19 protein-coding genes and 1 pseudogene are annotated in these 24,798 nt (G+C 74.0%); 8 read left to right on the forward strand and 12 right to left on the reverse strand.

Annotated elements, in window-relative coordinates; all coding sequences use genetic code 11:
* Positions 1–321: 321 nt before the first annotated feature.
* A complete protein-coding gene (locus tag ACFW6B_RS09225) occupies positions 322–1,428 on the forward strand; it encodes an isopenicillin N synthase family dioxygenase (RefSeq protein ID WP_386593676.1) in 1,107 nt (368 codons plus the stop codon).
* A 20-nt stretch (positions 1,429–1,448) separates the two neighbouring features.
* Here ACFW6B_RS09225 and ACFW6B_RS09230 read toward each other — a convergent pair whose 3' ends face one another.
* Positions 1,449–2,549: a citrate synthase 2 gene (locus tag ACFW6B_RS09230; protein WP_386593678.1), complete on the reverse strand. Its 1,101-nt coding sequence runs from the start codon at positions 2,547–2,549 to the stop codon at positions 1,449–1,451.
* Between the two features lie 452 nt (positions 2,550–3,001).
* Here ACFW6B_RS09230 and pdxH point away from each other — a divergent pair, with 452 nt between their 5' ends.
* A complete protein-coding gene (pdxH, locus tag ACFW6B_RS09235) occupies positions 3,002–3,640 on the forward strand; it encodes a pyridoxamine 5'-phosphate oxidase (RefSeq protein ID WP_386593911.1) in 639 nt (212 codons plus the stop codon).
* Positions 3,641–3,665: 25 nt separating this feature from the next.
* On the opposite strand, the gene ACFW6B_RS09240 is transcribed toward pdxH, so the two are convergent.
* The 8 genes from ACFW6B_RS09240 to ACFW6B_RS09275 form a co-directional block, all read right to left on the reverse strand.
* Positions 3,666–4,283, reverse strand: coding sequence for a TetR/AcrR family transcriptional regulator (locus tag ACFW6B_RS09240; RefSeq protein ID WP_386593680.1), 618 nt, complete (start codon positions 4,281–4,283; stop codon positions 3,666–3,668).
* Entirely contained in the window at positions 4,271–5,005 is a 735-nt protein-coding gene (locus ACFW6B_RS09245; protein ID WP_386593682.1) for an enoyl-CoA hydratase family protein, read from the reverse strand. Before ACFW6B_RS09245 ends, ACFW6B_RS09240 begins: the two co-directional genes overlap by 13 nt.
* The gene (locus tag ACFW6B_RS09250) at positions 5,002–6,567 is read right to left on the reverse strand and encodes a 4-coumarate--CoA ligase family protein (protein ID WP_386593684.1); all 1,566 of its coding nucleotides are present in this window, start codon (positions 6,565–6,567) and stop codon (positions 5,002–5,004) included. The genes ACFW6B_RS09245 and ACFW6B_RS09250 overlap by 4 nt, the downstream gene beginning before the upstream one ends.
* Before the next feature lie 17 nt (positions 6,568–6,584).
* Positions 6,585–7,745 (reverse strand): acyl-CoA dehydrogenase family protein, encoded by a 1,161-nt coding sequence (locus ACFW6B_RS09255; protein ID WP_386593686.1) that lies wholly within the window; start codon positions 7,743–7,745, stop codon positions 6,585–6,587.
* A gap of 115 nt (positions 7,746–7,860) precedes the next feature.
* Positions 7,861–9,738, reverse strand: coding sequence for an acetyl/propionyl/methylcrotonyl-CoA carboxylase subunit alpha (locus tag ACFW6B_RS09260; RefSeq protein ID WP_386593689.1), 1,878 nt, complete (start codon positions 9,736–9,738; stop codon positions 7,861–7,863).
* 8 nt (positions 9,739–9,746) lie between these two features.
* Positions 9,747–11,345, reverse strand: coding sequence for an acyl-CoA carboxylase subunit beta (locus ACFW6B_RS09265; protein ID WP_386593691.1), 1,599 nt, complete (start codon positions 11,343–11,345; stop codon positions 9,747–9,749).
* On the reverse strand, positions 11,342–13,015 hold the full coding sequence (locus tag ACFW6B_RS09270) for an acyclic terpene utilization AtuA family protein (RefSeq protein WP_386593693.1): 1,674 nt from the start codon (positions 13,013–13,015) through the stop codon (positions 11,342–11,344). Before ACFW6B_RS09270 ends, ACFW6B_RS09265 begins: the two co-directional genes overlap by 4 nt.
* Positions 13,012–13,806: a TIGR03084 family metal-binding protein gene (locus tag ACFW6B_RS09275; RefSeq protein WP_386593695.1), complete on the reverse strand. Its 795-nt coding sequence runs from the start codon at positions 13,804–13,806 to the stop codon at positions 13,012–13,014. Before ACFW6B_RS09275 ends, ACFW6B_RS09270 begins: the two co-directional genes overlap by 4 nt.
* A 161-nt stretch (positions 13,807–13,967) precedes the next feature.
* Here ACFW6B_RS09275 and ACFW6B_RS09280 point away from each other — a divergent pair, with 161 nt between their 5' ends.
* Positions 13,968–14,738 carry an SDR family oxidoreductase gene (locus ACFW6B_RS09280; protein ID WP_386593697.1) on the forward strand — a complete coding sequence of 257 codons (771 nt, stop codon included), beginning with the start codon at positions 13,968–13,970 and terminating at the stop codon, positions 14,736–14,738.
* Between the two features lie 348 nt (positions 14,739–15,086).
* Here the strand turns inward: ACFW6B_RS09280 and ACFW6B_RS09285 are convergent, their stop codons facing one another.
* From ACFW6B_RS09285 to ACFW6B_RS09295, 3 genes and pseudogenes are all read right to left on the reverse strand, one after another.
* Positions 15,087–16,046: a DMT family transporter gene (locus ACFW6B_RS09285; RefSeq protein ID WP_386593699.1), complete on the reverse strand. Its 960-nt coding sequence runs from the start codon at positions 16,044–16,046 to the stop codon at positions 15,087–15,089.
* Positions 16,047–16,181: 135 nt separating this feature from the next.
* Positions 16,182–16,750 (reverse strand): annotated as a pseudogene (locus ACFW6B_RS09290) (lipid II:glycine glycyltransferase FemX).
* Between the two features lie 45 nt (positions 16,751–16,795).
* A complete protein-coding gene (locus ACFW6B_RS09295; RefSeq protein WP_386593701.1) occupies positions 16,796–20,089 on the reverse strand; it encodes an FAD-binding and (Fe-S)-binding domain-containing protein in 3,294 nt (1,097 codons plus the stop codon).
* A 229-nt stretch (positions 20,090–20,318) separates the two neighbouring features.
* Here ACFW6B_RS09295 and ACFW6B_RS09300 point away from each other — a divergent pair, with 229 nt between their 5' ends.
* Genes ACFW6B_RS09300 through ACFW6B_RS09320 form a run of 5 tightly spaced genes read left to right on the forward strand, consistent with a single transcriptional unit; the run spans position 20,319 to position 24,717 of the window.
* Positions 20,319–22,124 carry an ATP-binding protein gene (locus tag ACFW6B_RS09300; RefSeq protein ID WP_386593703.1) on the forward strand — a complete coding sequence of 602 codons (1,806 nt, stop codon included), beginning with the start codon at positions 20,319–20,321 and terminating at the stop codon, positions 22,122–22,124.
* Positions 22,121–22,528 carry a roadblock/LC7 domain-containing protein gene (locus ACFW6B_RS09305; protein ID WP_339130030.1) on the forward strand — a complete coding sequence of 136 codons (408 nt, stop codon included), beginning with the start codon at positions 22,121–22,123 and terminating at the stop codon, positions 22,526–22,528. The genes ACFW6B_RS09300 and ACFW6B_RS09305 overlap by 4 nt, the downstream gene beginning before the upstream one ends.
* Entirely contained in the window at positions 22,525–22,881 is a 357-nt protein-coding gene (locus tag ACFW6B_RS09310; protein ID WP_037624236.1) for a DUF742 domain-containing protein, read from the forward strand. Before ACFW6B_RS09305 ends, ACFW6B_RS09310 begins: the two co-directional genes overlap by 4 nt.
* Positions 22,862–23,500: an ATP/GTP-binding protein gene (locus ACFW6B_RS09315; protein WP_386593707.1), complete on the forward strand. Its 639-nt coding sequence runs from the start codon at positions 22,862–22,864 to the stop codon at positions 23,498–23,500. The genes ACFW6B_RS09310 and ACFW6B_RS09315 overlap by 20 nt, the downstream gene beginning before the upstream one ends.
* Positions 23,497–24,717 (forward strand): cytochrome P450, encoded by a 1,221-nt coding sequence (locus tag ACFW6B_RS09320; RefSeq protein WP_386593708.1) that lies wholly within the window; start codon positions 23,497–23,499, stop codon positions 24,715–24,717. The genes ACFW6B_RS09315 and ACFW6B_RS09320 overlap by 4 nt, the downstream gene beginning before the upstream one ends.
* Positions 24,718–24,798 lie beyond the last annotated feature (81 nt).

Here is a 24,798-nt window from a genome sequence, read left to right on the forward strand (position 1 = left end):
CCGGGCAGTGTTTCCGGGCGGTGTTCTCCGTGCGGTGTTTCCGGGCGGTGTTTCCGGGCGGTGTTTCCGGGCGGCCCGCGGACGACGGCCGGGGTGACCCGGGTCACAGGCGGTTCGCGGAGGGGGCAGTAGGCTGGGGCCATGCTTCCGATGCTCGTCCGACGCCGCCACGTGGATTACGTGCGCGTCACGAGCACGGGCTGTCGGCGCTCCGCCTGACCGGCCCCTTCGCACGGCTTCTTCCCCTCACCCGGCACCCGTGGCCCCCGCCCCACCCCCGGCGGCCGCCCCGGGCACCCGTAGACCCCGCGGACGCATCTCATGACGAACACGTCTTCCCCGTACTCCACGCCTGCCCCGAACACGCCCGCCCCGGGCGTGTCCACGCCGGGCGCACCCGTCCCGGGCGGGCGGTCCCTCCCCTCGTACCAGCAGCTTCCGGTGATCGACCTCTCGGCGGCCGACCGCGGCCCCCGGGCACGGGCGCTGCTGCACGCGCAGCTCCACGGCGCCGCCCACGACGTGGGGTTCTTCCAGCTCGTCGGGCACGGCGTGACCGAGGCCGAGACCGACGCCCTGCTGCGGGCCATGCACCGGTTCTTCGCGCTCCCCGAGGCCGACCGGCTGGCCCTCGACAACGTCGGCTCACCCCACTTCCGCGGGTACACGCGCACGGGCGACGAACGCACCGGCGGCGGCCGGGACTGGCGCGACCAGCTCGACATAGGCGCCGAGCGGCCCGCCCGGGTGCCCCGCCCCGGTGAGCCCCCCTACTGGTGGCTCCAGGGGCCGAACCAGTGGCCGGCCGCGCTGCCGGAGCTGCGGACGGCCGCGCTGACCTGGATGGAACGGCTGAGCGCGGTCGCGGAGCGGCTGCTGCGCGAACTGCTGACGGCCATCGGGGCTCCCGCCGGCTTCTACGACCCGGTCTTCGGCGAGCGGGCCCACCCGCACCTGAAGCTGGTGCGCTATCCGGGGAGCGCCGGCGACGGAGCCGGCCAGGGGGTCGGCGCGCACAAGGACTACGGGTTCCTGACGCTGCTGCTCCAGGACCGCGTCGGCGGGCTCCAGGTGCAGCGCGAGGACGGCCTCTTCCACGACGTGCCGCCGCTGCCGGGCGCCTTCGTGGTCAACCTGGGCGAACTCCTGGAGGTGGCCACGAACGGGTACCTCGTGGCCACCAACCACCGGGTGGTGAGCCCGGCCGGCGCCACCGAGCGGTTCTCGGTGCCGTTCTTCTACAACCCGCGCCTCGACGCCCGGATCGAGCCGCTGCCCTTCCCGCACGCCTCCGCCGCGCCCGGCGTCACCGACGACCCGTCGAACCCGCTCTTCGCCGAGTACGGCTACAACGAGCTCAAGGGCAAGCTGCGGGCGCACCCGCTCGCCGCCGCCCGCCACCACGCGGAGCTGCTCGCCCCCGCGTGATGACCGGCGGCCCCGCGGGGTCAGTGCACGATGCCCTCGTGCCCCTCGATGTCCTGGACGGTGCGGGTGCGGGGGCCCACGTAGCGCGCGGAGGGGCGCACCAGGCGGCCGGTGCGCTTCTGCTCCAGGATGTGCGCCGACCAGCCCGCGGTCCGGGCGCACGTGAACATGGACGTGAACATGTGCGCCGGGACCTCGGCGAAGTCCAGGACGATGGCCGCCCAGAACTCGACGTTCGTCGCGAGGACACGGTCCGGACGGCGGGCGTGGAGCTCGGCGAGGGCCGCCTTCTCCAGGGCCTCGGCGACCTCGAAGCGGGGGGCGCCCAGCTCGCGCGCGGTGCGGCGCAGCACCCGCGCGCGCGGGTCCTCGGCGCGGTAGACGCGGTGGCCGAAGCCCATCAGGCGCTCGCCGCTGTCGAGGGCCTGCCGGACGTAGGCCTCGGCGTCCCCGGTGCGCTCGATCTCCTCGATCATGCCGAGGACGCGGGAGGGGGCACCGCCGTGCAGGGGGCCCGACATGGCTCCCACGGCCCCGGAGAGCGCGGCGGCGACGTCCGCGCCGGTCGAGGCGATCACGCGCGCGGTGAAGGTGGAGGCGTTCATGCCGTGCTCGGCCGCCGAGGTCCAGTAGGCGTCGACGGCCGCGACGTGCTTGGGGTCCGGCTCGCCGCGCCAGCGGATCATGAACCGTTCGACGACGGAGTGGGCCTTGTCGATCTCACCCTGCGGGACCATGGGCAGGCCCTGGCCGCGGGCGGACTGGGCGACGTAGGACAGGGCCATGACGGCGGCGCGGGCGAGGTCCGCGCGGGCCTGCTCCGCGTCGATGTCGAGGAGGGGTTTGAGGCCCCAGACGGGCGCGAGCATGGCGAGCGCGGACTGCACGTCGACACGGATGTCACCGGAGTGGACGGGGATCGGGAACGGCTCGGCGGGCGGCAGACCGGGGTTGAAGGCACCGTCGACGAGAAGTCCCCAGACGTTGCCGAAGGAGACGTGGCCGACGAGGTCCTCGATGTCGACGCCCCGGTAACGGAGGGCGCCGCCCTCCTTGTCGGGTTCGGCGATCTCCGTCTCGAACGCGACGACTCCTTCGAGTCCGGGTACGAAGTCGGACATCAGGCGGCTCCTCATGATGTGTACGACGAATGGTGTTGTCGGAGTGGTGGTGACCTCGTGCCCCTGTGGGGGCGGCGGTCGACGGTGAGGCGCTGCGCCCGTCGGTTCCACGGCCGTCGGCGAGGACTCCCGAATGCTCTTCGGTCGGTCTTCGCCGGCTCGCGCTCCGGAAGCGGCTACCCCGGTGATGCCCCGTACGGCCGGTCCTCCAACCGGAACGGCACCAGCACGATATCCCCGAGTGCCATCTTTAGGGAGAGTACGCGGCACTGAGTGCCACCGCGTGACGAAGCGCACTCGCCCGCGCACCCGGCCCGTCAGGGGCCCGGATGCGGCAGGATGACCGCGTGAACGATCGTGTCCCGGACGAATCCACGAACGAGCCCCTCATCCAGGCCGCGGCCCAGGCCGCCGAGGCCGCGCACGAGGAGATCGCCGCCGACCCGGCCTCCATGCGGGCGCACTACCGCGCCGAGGGACTCGACGAGGACGATCTCGCCGCGCACCCCATGGAGCAGTTCTCCCGCTGGTTCGAGCAGGCGGCGCAGGCCGCGGTGCACGGTTTCGTGCACGAGCCGAACGCGATGGTCGTCTCCACGGCGGACGCCGAGGGCCGGCCCAGCTCCCGCACGGTGCTGCTCAAGGGGTACGACGACCAGGGCTTCGTCTTCTACACGAACTACGACTCGCGCAAGGCCCGCGAGCTGGCCCACAACCCGTACGTCTCGCTGCTCTTCCCGTGGCACCCGCTGGCCCGGCAGGTCATCGTCACCGGAACGGCGCGGCGCACGGACCGGGAGGAGACCGCCGCATACTTCCGCACCCGCCCGCACGGCTCCCAGCTCGGCGCCTGGGCGAGCACGCAGTCCAAGGTCATCTCCTCGCGCAGCGAGCTGGACGTCGCGTACGCGGAGCTGGACGCCCGCTACCCGGAGGGCGAGCAGGTGCCCGTGCCGCCGCACTGGGGCGGTTTCCGGATCGCCCCGCGGGAGGTCGAGTTCTGGCAGGGTCGCGAGAACCGGCTCCACGACCGGCTCCGCTACCTGGCCGAGCCCGACGGCGGCTGGCGGATCGAGCGGCTCAGCCCCTGATCGGGGGCCGGCGCGGGACCGCGGCTCAGCCGAGCGTCTCCTCCACGATCGTCCCCCACTGCGCGACGACCCGCTCCCGGCGCCCGGTGTCGTCGGTGAGCAGGTTCGCCAGGCCGAGGCCGCGCGCCATGTCGAGCAGGCCCTGCACCGTCTCGCGCACCCCGGGCCTGGACTCGTCCGCGCCCAGCAGGTCCACCGCGATCCGGTGGCTCTCGCGGCCGACGCGGGCTTCGAGCTCGGTCACCCGCGCCCGCAGCTGCTCCTCGTTCGAGGCCGCGACCCACAGGTGGAGGGCGGCCCGGAACAGCGGCCCGGTGTAGAGGCCGACGAGGGCCTCGACGACGGCGCGCCGGTCGGCGGGTCCGTCGGGGAACAGGTCCCGCAGCGCGGTGGAGCGTTCCTCGGCGACGTACTCGACCGCCGCCGTGAAGAGGTCCTCGCGGGTGGGGAAGTGGTGCTGGGCGGCGCCCCGGGAGACGCCGGCGCGCTCGGCGACGACGGAGACCGTGGAGCCCGCCCAGCCGTGCTCGGCGAGGCAGGCCACGGCGGCGGCCAGGAGCCGCTGCCGGGTGGCCCGGCTGCGGTCCTGTTTGGGGACGTGCGGAGTACGTGCCGCGTGCTCCGTCGCGCTCACACCACCCATGCGGGATCCCGTCGTTCGAGGAAGGCCGTCATCCCCTCGCGGGCCTGCGCGGAGGAGAACAGCCGGGCCGAGAGCGCGGTCAGGTCCGCCGCGTCCCGGTCGAAGGTCTCCAGCACCTTAGCCGTGAGCAGCGCCTTCGTCTCGGCGAGGGCTCCGGGTTCCGCCCGGCGCAGCCCGTCGAGCACGGGCGCGAGCACGGCGTCCACGTCGTCCCCGGCCGCCGTGAGGAGCCCGGTGCGGACGGCCTCGGCGGCCCCGAAGCGCTCGCCGGTGAGGTAGTACCGGGCGAGGGCGCGCGGGTCGGCGCGGGGCAGCAGGGGCAGCGAGATGACGGCGGGGGCGACCCCGATCCGTACCTCGGTGAAGGCGAAGCTCGCCGCCCCGCCCGCCACCGCGACGTCACAGGCCCCGAGCAGACCGAGACCGCCGGCCCGGACGTGCCCGTCCACCCGGGCCACGACGGGCTTGCGCAGTTCGACGACCTGCCGCAGCAGGCCGGTGAACGCCTCCGGGGGCGGAGGGTCGCGCAGGTCGGCGCCCGCGCAGAAGGTGTTCCCGGTGTGGGTCAGGACGACGGCGCGCACGTCGCCGTCCTTGCCCGAGCGGGTGAGGGCGTCGGCGAGCTCGCCCACGAGGGCGGCCGACAGCGCGTTGCGGGTGGCGGGCGAGTCCAGGGTGAGGGTGGTGACGCCCCGCTCGTGTTCCGCGCGGACGACGGTCATGACAGGCCTCGCAGTTCGCGGCGCAGGATCTTCCCGGAGGCCGCCCTCGGGACGGCGTCGACGAAGGTGACGCGACGGACCCGCTTGTACGGGGCGACGCGTTCGGCGACGTGCAGCATGACCTCGTTCCGCGACAGGTCCGCGGCGGAGGGCTGGCGGACCACGAAGGCGTGCGGGATCTCGTTGTTGTCGTCGTCGTAGGCCCCGATGACGGCGGCGTCCGCGATGCCGGGGTGAGTGAGCAGCAGGGCCTCCAGTTCGGCGGGGGCGACCTGGAAGCCCTTGTACTTGATGAGTTCCTTGACGCGGTCCACGACGAACAGCCAGCCGTCCTCGTCCACGTGGCCGACGTCCCCGGTGTGCAGCCAGCCGTCCGGGTCGATCATCGCGGCGGTCGCGTCGGGCCGGCCCAGATAGCCCTTCATGACCTGGGGCCCCCGTACGACGATCTCGCCGCGCTCCCCGACGGCGACGTCCTTGTCCGGGTCGTCGAGGGAGACGATGCGCATCTCGGTGCCCGCGACGAGCTTGCCGACCGTTCCCGGGGGCGGGTTCTCGGCGTCCAGCGGGACGACGTGCGTGCCGGGCGACAGTTCGGTCATGCCGTAGGCCTGGCCCACCGGCGGCAGTCCGAGCCGGGCCGAGCAGGCGGCGGCCAGCGCGGCGTCCAGGGGCGCGGCCGCCGAGACGATGTACTTCAGGGACGACAGGTCGTACTCCGCGACGGCGGGGTGCTTGGCGAGCGCCAGGACGATCGGCGGCGCCACGTACAGGCCGGTGATGCGGTGTTCCTGGATGGCGCGCAGGAAGGCGTCGAGGTCGAAGCGGGGCAGCACGACGACGGTGGCGCCCTGCCGCAGCGGCGCGTTCATCAGGGCGGTGAGCCCGTAGATGTGGAAGAACGGCAGCACGGCGAGGATGCGGTCGTCCGGGCCCATCGGCATGGCCGGTTCGAGCTGTGCGAGGTTGGTGGCTATGGAGCGGTGGGTGAGCATCACGCCCTTGGGGACGCCCGTGGTGCCCGAGGAGTACGGGAGGGCCGCCACGTCCTCCACGGGGTCGATGGCGACCTCCGGTTCGGGCGCGGTGCTGCCGAGCAGGTCGAGCATGGACCGGTGGCCCTCCGCCTGGTCGCAGACGAGGATCTCCCGTATCCCGCCCGCGAGTTCGGCGGCCCGCCGGGCCGTCTCCAGCAGGGGCGAGACGGTCACGATCCAGCGGGCCGAGGAGTCCCGCAGCTGCTTGGCGAACTCCTCCGCGGTGGCGAGCGGGTGCACGGTCGTGACCGACGCCCCCGCCCGGGTGGCCCCGTAGAAGACCACGGGGAAGGCGATGGTGTTGGGGCTGTGCAGGGCGAGCACGTCGCCCTTGCGCAGTCCCGCCTCGGCGAGCGCGGCGGCCAGCCGCCGGTGGAACCCGTCGACCTGTGCGTAGGTGAGCGTGGTGCCGTCGACGCCGTCGATGAGCGCGGGGGCATCGCCCCGCTCGGCGGCGCCGCCCAGGACGGCGTCGTGGATGGGTTCCTCGACGGCCGGGACATCTGCGTACTCGCTGCGGAACACGGTTCCTCCTAGAGCGCTCAGTACGACTTGGGCAGACCCAGGGTCTGGTGGGAGACGTAGTTGAGAATCATCTCCCGGCTCACCGGCGCGATACGAGACACGCGCGCCGCCGTGATGAGGGAGGCGAGGCCGAACTCCCGGGTGAGGCCGTTGCCCCCGAGGGTGTGCACCGCCTGGTCGACGGCCCGTACGCAGGCCTCTCCGGCGGCGTACTTGGCCATGTTGGCGGCCTCCCCCGCCCCGATGTCGTCGCCCTCGTCGTAGAGGTACGCGGCCTTCTGCATCATCAGCCGGGCCAGTTCGAGCTCGATGTGGGCCTGGGCGAGCGGGTGGGCTATGGCCTGGTGGGCGCCGATCGGCGCCTTCCAGACGGTGCGCTCGCGCGCGTACTCCACGGCCCTGGCGAGCGCGAAGCGGCCCATGCCGATCGCGAACGCGGCCGTCATCACCCGCTCCGGGTTGAGCCCGGCGAACAGTTGCAGCAGTCCGGCGTCCTCGTCGCCCACGAGCGCGTCGGCGGGCAGCCGCACTTCGTCCAGGGTGAGCTCGAACTGCTTCTCGGCACTGGACAGTTCCATGTCGATCTGCCGCCGCCCGAAGCCCTCGGCGTCGCGCGGGACGATGAACAGGCAGGGCTTGAGGCTGCCGGTGCGCGCGTCCTCGGTGCGGCCCACGATCAGCGTCGCGTCGGCGATGTCGACGCCGGAGATGAAGACCTTGCGGCCGTTCAGGACCCAGTCGGTGCCGTCGCGGCGGGCCGTGGTGGTGATGCGGTGCGAGTTGGAGCCGGCGTCGGGCTCGGTGATGCCGAACGCCATGGTGCGGGTGCCGTCCGACAGCCCGGGCAGCCACGCCCGCTTCTGCTCCTCGGTGCCGAAGCGGGCGATGACCGTGCCGCAGATGGCGGGCGAGACGACGAGCATCAGCAGCGGACAGCCCGCCGCGCCCAACTCCTCAAGGACGATGGACAGTTCGGCGATGCCGCCACCCCCGCCACCGTACTCCTCGGGGAGGTTCACCCCGAGGTAGCCGAGCTTGCCCGCCTCGGCCCACAGTTCGTCGGGGTGACCGCCCTCGGCGACCGCCTTGGTGAGGTACGCGCGGCCGTAGCGCTTGCCGAGAGCGGCGACCGCGGAACGGAGCGCCTTGTGTTCGTCGGTCTCTGTGACAGGGCTCATGAGGGCTCCTCGGTGAGAAGAGTACGGAAAACGCGGCCTGTGCATAGCTGTCGGACCCGCGCGGCGAAGACCCCGCGCGGTGGTGCGGCCCGGCGCCCCGGGGCGGGGCGCCTCCTCACCCGGCGCCGTCCGCCGCCGGGCCGGGCGCCGTCTCCTCCCTTACGACGGCCAGCAGCGCGCCCACCTCCACCTGCTGTCCGACCACGGCGTGCAGGGCCGTGAGGGTCCCCGCCGCCGGTGCCGAGATCCTGTGCTCCATCTTCATCGCCTCCAGCCACAGCAGCGGCTCCCCGGCCCGCACGGCGGCGCCCTCGGCGATCCCGTCGGCCACCCTGACCACGGTGCCGGGCATCGGCGCGAGCAGCGAGCCCGGAGCCCGGTCCGCGGCCGGATCGGGGAAGCGGGGGAGTTCGGTCAGCGCGGTCGCGTTCACGAAGACCTGGCCGCCGTCGTACCGCGTGACGTCGAACGTCCGCCGCACGCCCGCGACTTCGAGGACGACACGGCCCGCGTCGGCGTGCAGCACGCGCACCCCGTCGGCCTCCGGTCCCCTGCGGGTGTGCCGGTACGCGGCCTCGTGCTCGGTGCCGTGCATCCGGTAGCGCTTGGTCTGCGGCCCCGACGCCAGGTTCCGCCAGCCGCCGAACCGGGAACGCCCGTGCGCATCGGCCAGCGCCGCCGCCAGCGGGGCGTACGGGTCCGGGGCGGGCTCGGTCAGCGCGGCGAGGTGGCGCTCGTAGAACCCGGTGTCCATCCGGGCCCCGGCGAACTCCTCGTGCCGCAGCGACCGTACGAGCAGGTCCCGGTTGGTGACCGGGCCGTGGACCGTGGCCCGCTCCAGGGCGCCGGCCAGCTTGCGGACGGCCTCCGCGCGGGTGGCGGCGTGCGCGACGACCTTCGCGAGCATCGGGTCGTAGTGGATGCCGACCGGGTCGCCGTCGGCGAACCCGGTGTCCAGCCGGACGCCGTCCGGGACGGCGATCCGGTGCAGGGTGCCCGTCTGCGGCGCCCACGCGCCCGCCGGGTCCTCCGCGTACAGCCGGGCCTCCACCGCGTGGCCGCGCGCGGGCGGGGGCTCGCCCTCCAGCCGCTCCCCCTCCGCGATCCGCAGTTGCAGGGCCACCAGGTCGACCCCGAACACCGCCTCCGTCACCGGGTGTTCGACCTGGAGGCGGGTGTTCATCTCCAGGAAGTGCGCGGTGGTGCCGGCGACCAGGAACTCGACCGTTCCGGCGCCGACGTAGTCCACCGCACGGGCGGCCCGCACCGACAACTCGTAGAGGGTGCGCGTGAGTTCGTCCCCGAGTCCGGGAGCGGGCGCCTCCTCGATCACCTTCTGGTGGCGGCGCTGGAGGGAGCAGTCGCGGGTGCCGAGCGGCCAGACCGTGCCGTGCGCGTCGGCCAGGATCTGCACCTCGACGTGCCGGCCGCCCTCCACGTACGGCTCGACGAACACCTCCCCGTCACCGAAGGCGCTCAGCGCCTCCGCCCGGGCCGCCTCCAACTCGGCGTCCAGATCGGCCAGTTCGCGGACGATCCGCATCCCGCGCCCGCCGCCGCCCGCCGCCGCCTTGACCAGCACGGGAAGGTCGGCCCCGGTGACGCGCTCCAGGGGTTCGAGCCCCATCAGCTTCTTGGCGCGGGTCTTGGACGCCATCGCCTCGATCGCCTCGGGGGACGGCCCGACCCACACCAGCCCGGCGTCGGTCACCGCCCGCGCGAAGTCCGCGTTCTCCGACAGGAACCCGTACCCCGGGTGCACCGCGTCCGCGCCCGCCTCCAGCGCGGCCCGCACGACGAGATCGGCGCGCAGGTACGTCTCGGCGGGCGCACTGCCCGGCAGCCGTACCGCGACGTCCGCCTCCCGGGTGTGCAGGGCGTTCTCGTCGGCGTCCGAGTACACCGCGACGGTGCGCACCCCGGCCTCGCGGCAGGTGCGGAAGACACGGCAGGCGATCTCGCCCCGGTTGGCGACCAGCAGACTCGAAATCACGTGATCCCTCACATCCGGAAGACGCCGAAGCCACCGCGCGCGCCCTCGAAGGGCGCGGTGTGGATCGCGGACAGGCACAGGCCGAGGACGGTGCGGGTGTCGCGCGGGTCGATGACCCCGTCGTCGTACAGCCGCCCGGACAGGAACATGGGCAACGACTCCGACTCGATCTGCTGCTCCACCATGGCGCGCAGCGCCGCGTCCGCCTCGTCGTCGTAGGGGTGGCCCTTCGCGGCGGCCGACTGCCGGGCGACGATCGACAGGACGCCCGCGAGCTGCTGCGGTCCCATCACTGCCGACTTGGCGCTGGGCCAGGCGAACAGGAAGCGCGGGTCGTAGGCGCGTCCGCACATCCCGTAGTGGCCGGCTCCGTAGGAGGCGCCCATGAGCACCGACAGGTGCGGGACCTTCGAGTTGCTCACCGCGTTGATCATCATCGCGCCGTGCTTGATGATGCCGCCCTGCTCGTACTCCTTGCCGACCATGTAGCCGGTGGTGTTGTGCAGGAAGAGCAGCGGGATGTCGCGCTGGTTGGCCAGCTGGATGAACTGGGCGGCCTTCTGCGACTCGGCGCTGAACAGCACGCCCTGCGCGTTGGCGAGGATGCCGACCGGATAGCCGTGCAGGCTCGCCCAGCCGGTCGTCAGGCTCGTCCCGTACAGCGGCTTGAACTCGTCGAAGTCCGAGCCGTCGACGATCCGGGCGATGACCTCGCGCGGGTCGAAGGGCTGCTTGAGGTCGCCGGGGACGATTCCCAGCAGTTCGTCCTCGTCGTACTTGGGGGGCTCGGCGGGGGCCGGATCGCCGTACGCCTTGCGGTGGTTGAGCCGGGCGACGACCCGGCGGGCCTGGCGCAGCGCGTCGCGCTCGTCGACGGCGAAGTGGTCGGCGAGGCCCGACACGCGCGCGTGCATCTCCGCACCGCCCAGCGACTCGTCGTCGCTCTCCTCGCCCGTGGCCATCTTCACCAGCGGCGGCCCGCCGAGGAAGACCTTCGCCTTCTCCTTCACCATGATCACGTGGTCGGACATGCCGGGGACGTACGCGCCTCCGGCCGTCGAGTTGCCGAAGACCACGGCCACCGTGGGGATCCCGGCCGCCGACAGCCGGGTGAGGTCGCGGAAGATCGCGCCCCCGGGGATGAAGATCTCCTTCTGCGAGGGCAGGTCGGCGCCGCCCGACTCGACCAGGCTGATGCAGGGCAGCCGGTTGGCGAGGGCGATGTCGTTGGCCCGCAGCGCCTTCTTCAGGCTCCAGGGGTTGCTGGCGCCGCCGCGCACGGTCGGATCGTTGGCGGTGATCAGGCATTCGACGCCCTCGACCACCCCGATGCCGGTGACCAGGGAGGCGCCGACGGCGTAGTCGCTGCCCCAGGCGGCCAGCGGGGACAGCTCCAGGAACGGGGTGTCCGGGTCGAGGAGCAGCTCGATGCGCTCGCGGGCGAGCAGCTTGCCGCGCTTCCGGTGCCGCTCGACGTACTTCTCGCCGCCGCCCGCGAGGGCCTTGGCGTGCTCGGTGTCCAGGTCGGCGAGCTTCGCGAGCATGGCCTCGCGGTTCGCCCGGTAGTCCTGGCCGCCCACGTCCAGGGCGGACGAAAGGACCGTCATAGCAGGGCCTCCGGAATATCCAGGTGACGGGAGCGGAGCCATTCGCCGAGGGCCTTGGCCTGCGGGTCGAAGCGGGCCTGGGAGGCGACGCCCTCGCCGAGGATCCCCTCGACCACGAAGTTGAGGGCGCGCAGGCGGGGCAGGAGGTGCCGGACCACGGTCAGACCCCCGCTCTCCGGGACCAGCTCCCGGAAGCGGTCGGCCGTCAGCTCGTGGGCGAGCCAGCGCCAGGCCTCGTCGGTGCGGGCCCAGACGCCGACGTTGGCGTTGCCGCCCTTGTCACCGCTGCGGGCACCGGCGACCAGGCCGAGGGGGGCCCGGCGGGTCGGGCCCGCGGGCAGCGGCTCGGGCGGGGACGGTTCCCCGGCCGGCTCCAGTACGAGCGTGTCCTGGGCCGGGAGCACGGACAGACGGGTTCCGTCGTGGAGGACGGCCGTGTGGTCGACGGCGCCTTGAGGGACGTACACATCCTCGAAGACCCCATAAGGAGCGCCCTTGCCAGGTGGGGCCACCACATGGAATCCGGGGTAGCTGGCGAGCGCCAGCTCGATGGCCGCTCCGCTCAGCGCGCGTCCGACGGTCGCCTGGTCGGGGTCGCGGACGACGAGCCGCAGCAGGGCGCTCGCCGTCTCCTCGGTGCCCGCGTCGGGCCGGTCGGTGCGCACCAGCTCCCACCGCACGTCCGCGGGCGGCGACTTGGCGAGCGCGTCGCCCATCTGCTCGCGCACCAGCGCGGCCTTGGCCTCGACGTCGAGCCCGGTCAGGACGAAGGTCACCTCGTTGCGGAAGCCGCCCAGCTTGTTGAGCCCGACCTTGAGGGTGGGGGGCGGGGCCTCTCCGCGTACGCCGTCGATCCGCACCCGGTCCGGGCCGTCCTGGGTGAGCCGTACGGTGTCCAGGCGGGCGGTGACGTCGGGTCCCGCGTACCGGGCGCCCCCGGTCTCGTACAGGAGCTGTGCGGTGATCGTGCCGACGTCGACGAGTCCGCCGGTGCCGGGGTGCTTGGTGATGACGCAGCTCCCGTCCTCGTGGATCTCGGCGAGCGGGAAGCCGGGGCGGCGGACGTCGCCGTCGCGGAAGAAGGCGTAGTTGCCGCCGGTGGCCTGGGTGCCGCACTCCAGCACGTGCCCGGCGACGACGGCTCCCGCGAGCCGGTCGTGGTCCGTGGGACTCCAGCCGAAGTGGGCGGCGGCGGGCCCGGTGACCAGGGCCGCGTCGGTGACCCGGCCGGTGACCACGATGTCCGCGCCCGCCGTCAGGCACTCGGCGATGCCGAAGCCGCCGAGGTAGGCGTGGGCGGCGAGGCTTCCCGGGAACGCGGCGGTGAGGTCGTCGCCCTCGACGTGGGCGACGCGCACCGGGATGCCGAGCCGGCCGGCCAGCTCCCGTACGGCGTCCGCGAGCCCGGCCGGATTGAGGCCCCCGGCGTTCGTCACGATCTTCACGGACCGCTCGTGCGCCAGACCGAGGCAGTCCTCCAGCTGGCGCAGGAAGGTGCGGGCGTATCCGGCGGCGGGGTCCTTCAGCCGGTCCCGTCCCAGGATCAGCATGGTCAGCTCGGCGAGGTAGTCGCCGGTCAGGACGTCCAGTTCGCCGCCGGTGAGCATCTCGCGCATCGCGTCGAAGCGGTCGCCGTAGAAGCCGGAGGCGTTGCCGATGCGCAGTGTCACGCGGGGTCCCCCTTGGGCGGGCGTCCGTCGCCGGGCGGGCCCGCGAAGGCCTGGGCGATGCCGAGCCAGCGGTCGGCGTCGGGGCCCTCTGCGCGCACGTCGACGTCGGCGCGGTTGGCCCGCTGGGTGACCAGCAGACAGAAGTCGAGGGCGGTGCCGGTGACGCGCTGGGCGGCGTCCTCGGGGCCGTAGGTCCAGGTGTCGCCGGAGGGGGCGAGGATCTCCACCCGGAACTCCTCGGCCGGTGCGGCGAGCCCGCGCGCGGCGAAGGCGAAGTCCCGTGTGCGCACCCCGATGCGGACCACATGTCTGAGCCGGTCGGTGGGGGTACGAACCACACCCAGGGCGTCGGCGATGTCCTGGCCGTGGGCCCAGGTCTCCATGAGCCGGCCGGTGGCCATGGAGGCGCCGGACATGGGCGGGCCGTACCAGGGGAAGCGGGTGCCCGGCACGGACTCGCGCAGGGCCCGGTCCAGTGCGGCGCGGCCCGTGCGCCACCGCGCCAGCAGTTCGGCGGACGGGAGCCGGGCTCCGTCGTCGGCGCCCTCGTCCACGAACGTCGTGGGTGCCGCGAGGGCCTTCTCCACGAGGCCGTGGAAGGCGTCGGCGTCCGTGACGGAGAGGAGGGCGGAGTGGTCGGTCCAGGCGAGGTGGGCGATCTGATGGGCGACGGTCCAGTGGGGCGCGGGCGTCGGGAGCGCCCACCGCTCCGGGCTCAACCCGGCCACGAGCCGGTCGAGTTCCTCGCTCTCGTCACGCAGATCGTCGAACACGGGCGTCGGATCGGACATGGGGGGAGCATGTCAGCGCCCCCAGAAACAATCAAGCGTGCTTGCATCAATTTCTTTCCCGGACCGCCCGCGATCTTTTTCCCCGCCCCGTCACATCTCCCCTTCCCCGTCCGTCATACCGATGACGAAGCAGCCAGAGGGACGCAGAGGGAGACCTGAGCATGAGCGGGACCAAGAAGATCGCGGTGGCCGGGGCGACCGGACGGCTCGGCCGGCACGTCGTGGAGGTGCTGGAGGAGCGCGGGCACGGCGTCGTACCGATGTCCCGGGCCACCGGGGTCGACATCGTCACCGGCGCCGGGCTGGCCGAGGCGCTGGAGGGTGTGGACGTCGTGATCGACGCGTCCAGCACGCCCTCGCCCGACCAGGAGGTGGCGACGGAGTTCTTCCGGGCCGCGGCCCGCAATCTGCACGAGGCCGGGCAGAAGGCCGGGGTCGGCCTGCTGGTGGTCGTGTCGATCATCGGCATCGACGCGTCGGTCGCCGGTTACAACGCGGCCAAGCTGGAGCACGAGCGCGCGGTGCTGGCCGGACCGGTGCCGGCACGGGTGCTGCGGGCGGCGCAGTTCCACGAGCTCGTGGAGCAGTTCACGCTGTGGGGACGCCAGGGCGACACGGTCCACGTCCCGAGGATGCGGATCCAGCCCGTCGCGGCGCGGACCGTCGCGGAGGCGGTGGTGGAGCTGGCGGAGGCCGAGGAGGCGCCGGGGGCGCGGGCCCCGTTCCCGGAGGTGGCCGGTCCGCGCGAGGAGAGCCTGGAGGAGGCGGCCCGGCTGCTGATGGCCCGCCGGGACCCGGCCGTGGAGGTGGTCGCCGTGAGCGACCCGGACGACCCGGAGCGGGACCTGTTCGAGAACGGCGGTCTGCTCCCCGGTGCGGACGCCCGGCTGGCGGGCCCGGCCTTCACGGAGTGGCTGGAAACGGCTTCCTGAGCCGGGCGCACCGGAGCCTTCGGCTCAGGGAGCGCAGCGCCACGGGGCGGTGCCGGGGCGCCGGCCCCGGGGGTCGGGGCGGACCGCACCGCAGGGGGCGGGCGCCGCAGGAGGCAGGCGCCGCAGGCTGCCGTAGCCGCGATGCGGCACCGGCCCCACCGGCGTCAGCACGCACCACACCACAGGAGGCGGGCGCCAGCACGCGTCACACCGCAGGAGGCGGGCGCCGCAGGCCGCGCCGTAGCCGCGATGCGGCTCGGCCCCACGAGGTCGGAGCGCACCGCGCCCCGGAGCCCGGGCGGCGCGGGCCGCCGGAAGGGCGTGTCAGGGTGCCGTACCCGGTGGGGGTCAGGGTGCCTCGGCCGGGACCGTCGCCTTGCCCCGTCCCACCTGGGTGCGCACCGCACCCATGCTCGCGCCGATGACCAGGGCGATCGCGGCGGCCTGGACGGCGGACAGGGCCTGGTCGAGGATGAGGAAACCCGCTGTCGCGGCGATGGCGGGCTCCAGGCTCATCAGGATCGCGAAGGTGGAGGCGGGCAGCCGGCGCAGCGCGAGGAGTTCGAGGGTGTAGGGGAGGACCGAGGAGAGGACCGCGACCGCGGAGCCCAGGGCCACCGTCGTCGGGTCGAGGAGCCGGGTGCCGGACTCGACGATCCCCAGCGGGAGGAACAGCAGCGCCGCCACCGCCATGGCCAGCGCCAGTCCGTCGGCCTGCGGGAAGCGGTTGCCCGTACGGGCGCTGAAGACGATGTACGCGGCCCACATCGCGCCCGCCCCGAGCGCGAAGGCCGCGCCCACCGGGTCCAGGCCGCCGAACCCTCCGCCGCTCAGCAGGAAGACCCCGCACAGCGCGAGGCCCGCCCAGACCGCGTTGACCGCGCGGCGGGAGGCCAGCACCGAGAGGGCGAGGGGGCCGAGCACCTCCAGGGTGACGGCGGCGCCGAGGGGGATGCGGGCGGCCGACTCGTAGAAGAGGCCGTTCATCGCGCCCATGGCGATGCCGAAGACGGCGACGGTCCCCCAGTCGGCGCGCGAGTGGCCGCGCAGCCGGGGGCGGCAGAACACGAGCAGGATCACCGCGGCGGCGAGCAGCCGCAGGGTCACCACGCCGAGCGCGCCGGCCCGCGGCATGAGGGTCACCGCGAGGGCGCCGCCGAACTGGACCGAGATCCCCCCGGCCAGCACCAGCCCGACGGGACCGAGGGAGCCGAGGCGCCCGGGAGCGCCGCCCGGGGACACGGGGGCGGCCCCCGTCCCGGAGGCGGGTGCGGACGACGAGGTGGTGGCGCTGGAGGTGGTGCTCACGGGCGGTCCTGGGGGCTGGCGCGGGCGGTTGTCCATCATGATGTACTGCCGGGTCCAGGGTAGTGGACTTCGTCAGGAGTGTGAACTGCACATACAACTGTCCTGGATGCTGAGATCCGGACGGTCCGGTCCGTGTCAGCGACGGGCCATGTAGACGTTCAGCGCCTTGTGCAGCACCCGGTTGATGGGGAAGTCCCACTCGCCGAGGTACTCCGCGGCCTCACCGCCGGCGCCCGCCTTGAAGCGCAGGAGGCCGACGAGGTGGTCGCCCTCGTCGAGGGCGTCGGTGATGCCGCGGAAGTCGTGGACGGCGGCGCCCAGCCCGTGGGCGTCGGTCATCATCCGCCACTGGACGGCGTTGTCGGGCTGGACCTCGCGCCTGCGGCCGGTGGAGGCGCCGTAGGAGTACCAGACGTGGGTGCCGACGGTGAGCATGGTGGGCGCGGCGAGGTCCGGGTCGTGCCAGTCGATGACGGGGCCCTCGGGCAGGTACGCGAGGTACCGCCTGACCCTCGGCAGCGGGCGCAGCAGGACGAGGCCGGCCCCCCGGAGGCGGCCGTCCGCGCCGAACCAGCCGAGGCTCTCCGCGCGCCAGTCCGGCTTCACGTCCCCCAGGACGGCACCTGCATGTGGCTGGCCGAGGGCCGCGAGCGGACGAACGCGAGGTGTTCGTCGCGGGTGATCGACTGCAGGCGGAGGGTCATGCGCGCCGCTCCTCGGGGTCCTTCGGCCGTGAGATCCCAGCGTGCTTACGCGCCCGCCGCGGGCCCGGTGTTCCGCGGGCCCTCCTCCAGCGCCTCGGCCAGCACCTCCGCCAGGTGGCGGCCCCGGCGGCCGGAGAGCTGGGCCAGCTGGGTGCGGCAGGAGAAGCCGTCGGCGAGGACCACCGCGGCGCTGTCGGCCGCCCGTACCGCCGGGAGGAGCTGTTCCTCGGCGCAGGCCCGCGACACCTCCTCGTGGCCCTTCTCGAAGCCGAAGTTGCCCGCGAGTCCGCAGCAGCCGCCCGCGAGCGCGCCGGTCAGGCCCGCCGCGTCGCGCAGCCGGCGTTCGGCCCCGTCGCCGAGGACCGCGTGCTGGTGGCAGTGGGTCTGGCCGACCGCCGGGCGGTCCAGGCGGGGCGGGGTCCAGTCCGGCGCGTGCCGTTCCAGCGCCTCCGCGAAGGTCACCACCGCCGCGGCGAGCCGCGGCGCGCGCGGGTCGCCGGGCAGCAGTTCGGGCAGGTCCGTGCGCAGGGCCGCGGCGCAGCTCGGCTCCAGCACGACGACCGGGACGCCGTCCACGGCGAGGTAGGGCTCCATGAGGTCGAGGGTGCGGCGCAGGACGGCGCGGGCGCGGTCGAGCTGGCCGGTCGAGACGTACGTCAGTCCGCAGCAGACCCGTCGGCGGCGGGGCGGGAGCAGCGCGCCGGGGCGCAGGGGGCCCCTGGTGACCCCGTCGCCGACGGGCCCGTGTCCCCACACCGTCGTCGGCGGCAGCAGCACGGCGAGTCCGGCGGCTTCCAGGACCCGTACGGCAGCGCGCCCGACGGAGGGTTCCAGGTGCTCGGTGAAGGTGTCCGGCCACAGGAGGACCGTCCTGCCGCCGAACCCCGGGAACAGCTCGCCCGCGGACCGCCGCCCCTCACGCTCCGCACCACCCGGCCCGCCCGACCCAGCCGACCTGGTCGCCCCACCCGCCCCACCCGGTCCAGCCGGTCCAGCCAGTCCAGACGGTCCAGCCGGTCCAGCCGGTCCAGCCGGTCCAGCCGGTCCAGCCGCCGGAGCGTCCGTTCCCCCGCCCCCGCTCCGCTCGCGCGCGCACGCCCGTGCCCGGTCCCGGAACCGGGCCGACCACCACTGGCTGAACGTCTCCGGTGCCAGCCGCAGGATCTCCCGTCCGGGCGCGACCCCGGCCAGGCGCTTGGCCGCGGCGGCCACGAGGGGCAGGGCCACGAGGGCGTTGACGAGCCGGGCCGAGCGGGTGCGGGTCACCGCCGCGAGCCAGAAGGGGAGGCGTCCCAGGGCGTAGTGCGCGGCGGGACGGCGGCGGCCCGCGTAGTGGTGGTGGAGGAACTCCGCCTTGTACGTGGCCATGTCGACGCCGACCGGGCAGTCGGACCTGCACCCCTTGCACGACAGGCACAGGTCCAGCGCGTCACGGACCTCCGTCGAGCGCCATCCGTCGGTGACGATCTCGCCGGCGAGCATCTCGTGCAGCAGCCTGGCCCGCCCGCGCGTGGAGTGCTGCTCCTGCCCGGTCGCCCGGAAGGAGGGGCACATGACCTCGTCGCCGCCCGGCACCGACGCCGTACGGCACTTGGCCACGCCCACGCAGCGGCGCACCGCCGCCGAGAAGTCGCCGCCGTCCGCCGGGTAGCCGAACTCGACGTCCACCGGGCGCTTCGGCAGCACCGCGAAGCGCAGGTTCTGATCCAGCCGGTGCGGGCGCACGAGCATGCCGGGGTTGAGCAGGCCCCGCGGGTCCCAGAGGTCCTTCGCCCGTTCGAAGAGGCGGACCATCTCCGTGCCGTACATGGCGGGCAGCAGTTCCGCGCGGGCCTGTCCGTCCCCGTGCTCGCCGGACAGGGAGCCGCCGTGGGAGACGACGAGGCGGGCCACCTCCTCCGAGAAGCGCCGGAAGCGGGCCACGCCCGCCGCGGAGACCAGGTCGAAGTCGATCCGGACGTGGATGCAGCCGTCGCCGAAGTGCCCGTACGGCGTGCCGCGCAGCCCGTGGTCGGCGAGCAGCGCCCGGAAGTCGCGCAGATAGGCGCCGAGGCGGGCGGGCGGCACCGCGCAGTCCTCCCAGCCGGGCCACGCCTCGGCGCCGAGCCCGCGGCCCCGGCCGACAAGCGCGTCGTCCCCCGCGTACGGCATCCGGGTCGCCGTGCCGCTCGCGTCCTCCCGCAGCCGCCACAGCGCCCGCTGCCCCGCCGGGTCGGTGACCACCAGGGCGTCTCCCACGTCCGCCGCCCGCACGATCGCGTCCGCGGCCGCGCGGGCCTCGGCCGCGGACCCGCCGCCGGTCTCCACGAACAGCCAGGCCCCGCCGCGCGGCAGCCCCGTGCCCGCGGGCACGAGATCGGCGGCCATCCCCTCCACGGTCAGCGGCCCGTGCCCGAGCAGGCCGGCCGCGGCGTCCGCGGCGGCGCTCTCGTCGGGGTAGGCGAGGACGGCCAGGGCCCGCGCCCGGGGCGCCTCGACCAGGGTCACGACCGCCTCGGTGAGCAGGCCCCAGGTGCCCTCGGAGCCGCAGAACGCGCGGGCCACGTCCGCGCCGCGCTCGGGCAGGAGCGCGTCGAGGGCGTATCCGGAGATCCGCCGCGGGAGTTCGGGGAAGCCGGTCCGCAGGAGTGCCAACTCGCTTTCCACCAGGGCCCGCAGACCGTCCGGGGCACCCCGCCAGCCGCGGCCGAGGCGGCGGGTGTCCCCGGCCGCGCCGACGACCGTGAGCCCGCGCACGTTGTCCGCCGTGGTTCCCCAGGCGACCGAGTGGGAGCCGCAGGAGTTGTTGCCGATCATCCCGCCGAGGGTGCAGCGGCCGTGGGTGGAGGGGTCGGGGCCGAAGCGCAGGCCGTGCGGGGCCGCCGCCTCCTGGAGCCGGTCGAGCACGAGACCGGGCTGGACCACGGCCGTACGGGCCCCCGGGTCCAGCGCGAGGATCCGGTTCATGTGGCGGGTGAAGTCCAGGACGACGCCGGTTCCCGTGGCCTGCCCGGCGATCGAGGTGCCGCCGCCGCGCGCCACGACCGGCACCCCGTGGGCACGGCACACGGCGAGGGCCGCGGCCACGTCGTCGGCGTCCCGCGGGGTCACCACGCCGAGCGGCACGCGCCGGTAGTTGGAGGCGTCCATGCTGGTCAGCGCCCGCGCCGTCGCGTCGAAGGAGACCTCGCCGCGCACGGCGCCGGCCAGTTCGGACCGGAGCCGGCCGTCCGGTCCTCCCGGCCGCCCCGCGAACCGTCCGTCCGACCGCGCGTCCGGTCCTCCCGCGAACCGTCCGTCCGACCGCGCGTCCGGTCCTCCCGCGGGCCGTCCGTCCGGCCGTCCACCCAGATCCGTCATGCCTCCAGGATGCCGCCGGGCTTCGGCGGCGGCCCTTCGGCCGTGCACCCGAAAGGCCCCGATATGCGGGTGCGATCATGAAACCGCTTTTCGAAGCTTCCCAATCGGATAACGAACTCTCATATAGTGACGGCGACTTGAGCATCATGTGTCGCTTCTCGCCCAGGACCGACCGAGGACACGACCGAGGACACGTTCTCCCCCCAGGAACACGACCGAGGACCGATTGATGACCCCGCCCCAGCCCTCCGGCGAACGACCCGCCCCGCGCACGACGGCGAAAGCCGTGCTGACCGCCGCCGTCCCGGCCGCCGCCGCGGTGGCGGCCGCCGTCCTGCTGGCCCCCGAGCCGGCCCGTGCGCCCCTCGCCTGGGGCACCGGAACCGCCGCGGCACTGCTGTGCGCGGCCGTCGCGGTGGCCGCCCACGCCTTACAGGCCAAGCGAATCGCCCTCCGGCGCCTCGAAGCCGTGACCAAGGACGTCGGCCGGATCCTGCAGGAACGCGCCAGGCTGGCCGAGGAGTTCGGCCAGGAACGAGCCCGGCTCACCGACGAGGCCGCCCGCGAACGGACCCGCGCGGCCGAGGCCGCGGCCCAGGAACGGATCCGCCTGACGGAGACGGCGTCCCGCGAACTGGCCCGTCTCACCGCCGAGTTCACCGAGGAGCGCGAGCTGCTCGTCGGCGACCGCGCCCGGCTCGTCGAGCGCAACGCCGACCTCTCCGAGCGCGCCAGGCAAGCCGTCAGCAACCGCGCCGCCGCGGTCTCGGCGACCGCCAACGCGGCCGCCCGCATGCAGGCCCTGTCCACCGGCATGCTCGCCGACCTGCGGGCCATGGAGGAGAGGCACTCCGACGAGGACGTCCTCGCCGACCTCCTCCACCTCGACCACCGCACCGCGCAGGCGGGCCGCCTCGCCGACTCCGTCGCCGTCCTGACCGGCGCGCGCTCGGGACGCCGCTGGGCCCGCCCGATCGTCATGGAGTCGATCCTGCGCGGCGCCATGGGCCGCATCGGCGGCTACCAGCGGGTGCGCGTCCACTCCACCAGCGAGGCCGCCGTCGCCGGACACGCGGCCGAGGGCGTCATGCACGCGCTCGCCGAACTCCTCGACAACGCCGCCAACTTCTCGCCGCCGAGCGCCGAAGTGCACGTGTACGTCGAGGAGGTCCCGGCGGGCGTCATCGTCTCCGTCGAGGACAGCGGCCTGGTGATGGGGGACGTACAGCTGCGGCGCGCCGAGTACGCCGTCTCCGGGGACCTCGTCAACGCGTCCGACCTCGGCGGCCTCACCGGCACCCGCCTCGGTCTCGCGGTGGTCGGCCGGCTGGCCCGCAAGTACGGCCTGAAGGTGTCCTTCCGCCCCTCCGCGCGCGGTGGCACCGGCGTCCTGGTCCTGATCCCGCAGGACATCCTCACGCAGCCGAACCTCCCCCACACCGCGGCCCCGCGGCCCGCGGGCCCCGAGCCCGTCCTCTCCGCCCCGACCGCCGTCGACGGCCACACGTCCGCGCAGAGGCCCCCCGAGGGCGAGGGACCGCCGGAACACCAGCGGCCGCAGGGGGCGCGGGAATCCCGTACACCCCTGGAATCCACCGCCTCCCCCGTGTCGTACGCCGCCGCCCGCGCGCCCGGCGACCTCGACCCGGACCCCGTCCCGTCCCACGACTCGCCCCGGCACGAGCAGGGTTCCGCGGCCACCGGCGGCCTGCCCAAGCGCCGCCGCGGACGCACCCTCGCCCACGCCGAGCGCAGCCGCTCGCACGCCGCGCCCCCGGCCGCCGCCCCCGAGCCCCGTACCGGGGACGCCCCCGGGAACCGGCCGGTCCCCCGCTTCGGCACCTTCCGCCAGGCGGTGCGCGGCACGGCGCCGGGTGCCGGACCCGCCACGCCCGACGCCACGCCCGACGCCACGCCCGAGGCCGGCGCGCCGGCACGGTCCGAGGACCACGCGTCCTCGTCCGCCAGTCCCCCCACCCCGACCCCCACCACCCCCACCGCACACGCGCTCCCGGAAGGCGACACCACTTCATGACCGGCACCCTCACCGCCGACGAGAAGCTCACCTGGCTCATCGAGGGCCTCCTCGAGCGCACCCCGGGCGCGCGGCACGCGCTCGTGCTCTCCCGCGACGGACTGAAGCTGTGCCGCACCCCGGAACTGTCGGTCGACCAGGCCGACCAGCTCGCCGCCATCGCCGCCGGCATCCAGTCGCTGTCCCACGGCGCCTCCGTGGAGTTCGGCGACGGCAGCGGAGGCGTGCGCTCGGCGATGGCCGAGTTCTACGGAGGGGTGCTGTTCATCGTGGAGGCCGGCGACGGCGCGCACCTCGCCGTCGTCACCGCCGAGGACGCCGACGCCGGACTGGTGGGACACAACATGAGCGAACTCGTGGAGCAACTCGGCGAGCACCTGACCGCGCCGCCCCGGTCGTCATGAGCCGTCCTGGCAGGGACGACGCGCCCGACCGGCTGTACACCCTCACCGGAGGGCGCACCCGGTCCGGCCCCGACACCCCCTTCGACCTCGTGACCCTGGTGGTCGCCGAGTGCGATCCGGCGGTGGGCATGCAGTCCGAGCACGCCGCGATCCTGCGGATGTGCGAACGGCCGACGGCGGTCGTGGAGATCGCGGCGGAGCTCGGACTGCCGGTGTCGATCACCCGCGTGCTGCTCTCCGACCTGCTCTCCACGGGCCGGGTCAGCGCCCGTCACCCGCACACCACTGTTCCCTCCGGTCTTCCCGATCCCGACATCCTGGAGCAGGTGCTCGTTGGACTCCGTAACCTCTGACGCTCGTGCGCCCCTGTCCGCGTCGGCCGACAACGGCCTCAAGATCGTGATCGTGGGCGGCTTCGGTGTCGGCAAGACGACCCTCGTCCGCTCGGTCAGCGAGATACGCCCCCTCAACACCGAGGAGACGATGACGCAGGCCGGCGAGAGCGTCGACGACATCAGCGAGGTGCGCGGCAAGTCCGCGACCACCGTCGCCTTCGACTTCGGACGCATCACGCTGGACACGCACAACATCCTCTACCTGTTCGGCGCGCCCGGGCAGGAACGGTTCTGGTTCCTGTGGGACCGGCTGTTCTCCGGGACGCTCGGGGCGATCGTCCTCGTCGACACCCGGCGCATCGACGAGTCCTGGTACGCCATCGACCGGCTGGAGCACCACGGCACGCCCTTCATCGTGGCCTGCAACGACTTCGGCGGCCCCCCGCACACGTCCGCGCAGATCCGCGAGGCCCTCGACCTCGACCCGCACGTACCGCTGCTCGACTGCGACGCCCGCTCCCGGGAGTCCAGCAAGCAGGTGCTGATCACCCTGGTGGAGCACCTCAAGACCCACTACGCCCGTCACGGCGCCGCGGCCGCGGAAGGCGCCCTTCAATCACCGGAGTTGGCGCTTTGACCACCGCCTCCACCACCGCGCCCGTCCCCCTGGGCGGGCCGCGGTTCCAGACCGAACCCACCGAGCTGTACCGGGAGATGCGGCGCGACCACGGCAGCGTCGTGCCCGTCGTCCTCGACGGCGACGTCCCGGCCTGGCTCGTGCTCGGCTACCGCGAACTGCACCAGGTCACCGGCGACCCCCAGCTCTTCAGCCGGGACTCGGAGCTGTGGAGCCAGTGGGAACGCATCCCCGACGACTGGCCGCTGCTGCCGATGATCGGCCGCAAGCAGCCCTCCATCCTGTACACCGTCGGCGAGCGCCACCGCGAACGCGCCGCGATGATCAGCGACGCCCTCGAAGCCGTCGACCCCTTCGAACTGCGCTCCCAGGCCGAGAAGTTCGCCGACGAGCTGATCGACGCGATCTGCCCCGAGGGCGAGACCGACCTCGTCGGCGACTACGCGGCCCTGCTGCCCGTACGGGTCCTCGCGACCCTCTACGGCTTCGCGGACGATCAGGGCCCCGGCCTGGTCACCGCCCTGAACGACATGATCAACGGGCGCGAGGGCGCGCTGGCCGGACAGCAGCACCTCGCCGTCTCCATGGCGCAGTTGATCGCCGACCGCAAGGAGAAGCCCGCCGACGACGTCGTCTCCCGGATGCTCGCGAACACCGCGGGCTTCGACGACATGGAGATCGTCCAGGACCTCATGGTCATGATGGCCGCCGGCCACCAGCCGACGGCCGACTGGATCGGCAACTCGCTGCGGCTGATGCTCACCGACGAGCGGTTCGCGGCCTCCCTGTTCGGCGGCCGGCACAGCGTCGCCGAGGCCATGAACGAGGTCCTGTGGGAGGACACGCCCACCCAGAACGTGGCCGGGCGCTGGGCCTCCCGCGACACCCAGCTCGGCGGCCGCCGCATCCGCTCCGGCGACCTGCTGCTGCTCGGCCTCCAGGGCGCCAACTCCGACCCCCAGGTCCGCACCGACGGCTCCGCGCTCACCGGCGGCAACAACGCCCACTTCTCCTTCGGCCACGGGGAGCACCGCTGCCCGTTCCCGGCACAGGAGATCGCCGAGGTCATCGCGCGGACCGGCATCGAGGTCGTGCTCGACCGGCTGCCGGACATCGACCTCGCGGTCCCCGCCGAGACGCTGACCCGGCGCCCCTCCCCGTGGCTGCGGGGGCTGACCGAACTGCCCGTGCGGTTCACGCCCGTACCCGTCCTCTGAGACCCCCCTCGCCACCCGGCCGGCACACCTCGTCCGGCCGGGTCCCGGGGCTGTCCCCATGCCCCGGGGAAAACGCTTCAC

Source organism: Streptomyces sp. NPDC058751 (assembly GCF_042746485.1).
Lineage (GTDB): Bacteria > Actinomycetota > Actinomycetes > Streptomycetales > Streptomycetaceae > Streptomyces.

Excerpts from the sequence above, each read along its gene's own strand:
- ACFW6B_RS09225 (WP_386593676.1), top strand. The coding sequence starts at position 322 with ATGACGAACACGTCTTCCCCGTACTCCACGCCTGCCCCGAACACGCCC.
- ACFW6B_RS09230 (WP_386593678.1), bottom strand. The coding sequence starts at position 2,549 with ATGTCCGACTTCGTACCCGGACTCGAAGGAGTCGTCGCGTTCGAGACG.
- pdxH (WP_386593911.1), top strand. The coding sequence starts at position 3,002 with ATGCGGGCGCACTACCGCGCCGAGGGACTCGACGAGGACGATCTCGCC.
- ACFW6B_RS09240 (WP_386593680.1), bottom strand. The coding sequence starts at position 4,283 with ATGGGTGGTGTGAGCGCGACGGAGCACGCGGCACGTACTCCGCACGTC.
- ACFW6B_RS09245 (WP_386593682.1), bottom strand. The coding sequence starts at position 5,005 with ATGACCGTCGTCCGCGCGGAACACGAGCGGGGCGTCACCACCCTCACC.
- ACFW6B_RS09255 (WP_386593686.1), bottom strand. The coding sequence starts at position 7,745 with ATGAGCCCTGTCACAGAGACCGACGAACACAAGGCGCTCCGTTCCGCG.
- ACFW6B_RS09265 (WP_386593691.1), bottom strand. The coding sequence starts at position 11,345 with ATGACGGTCCTTTCGTCCGCCCTGGACGTGGGCGGCCAGGACTACCGG.
- ACFW6B_RS09275 (WP_386593695.1), bottom strand. The coding sequence starts at position 13,806 with ATGTCCGATCCGACGCCCGTGTTCGACGATCTGCGTGACGAGAGCGAG.
- ACFW6B_RS09280 (WP_386593697.1), top strand. The coding sequence starts at position 13,968 with ATGAGCGGGACCAAGAAGATCGCGGTGGCCGGGGCGACCGGACGGCTC.
- ACFW6B_RS09295 (WP_386593701.1), bottom strand. The coding sequence starts at position 20,089 with ATGACGGATCTGGGTGGACGGCCGGACGGACGGCCCGCGGGAGGACCG.
- ACFW6B_RS09300 (WP_386593703.1), top strand. The coding sequence starts at position 20,319 with ATGACCCCGCCCCAGCCCTCCGGCGAACGACCCGCCCCGCGCACGACG.
- ACFW6B_RS09305 (WP_339130030.1), top strand. The coding sequence starts at position 22,121 with ATGACCGGCACCCTCACCGCCGACGAGAAGCTCACCTGGCTCATCGAG.
- ACFW6B_RS09310 (WP_037624236.1), top strand. The coding sequence starts at position 22,525 with ATGAGCCGTCCTGGCAGGGACGACGCGCCCGACCGGCTGTACACCCTC.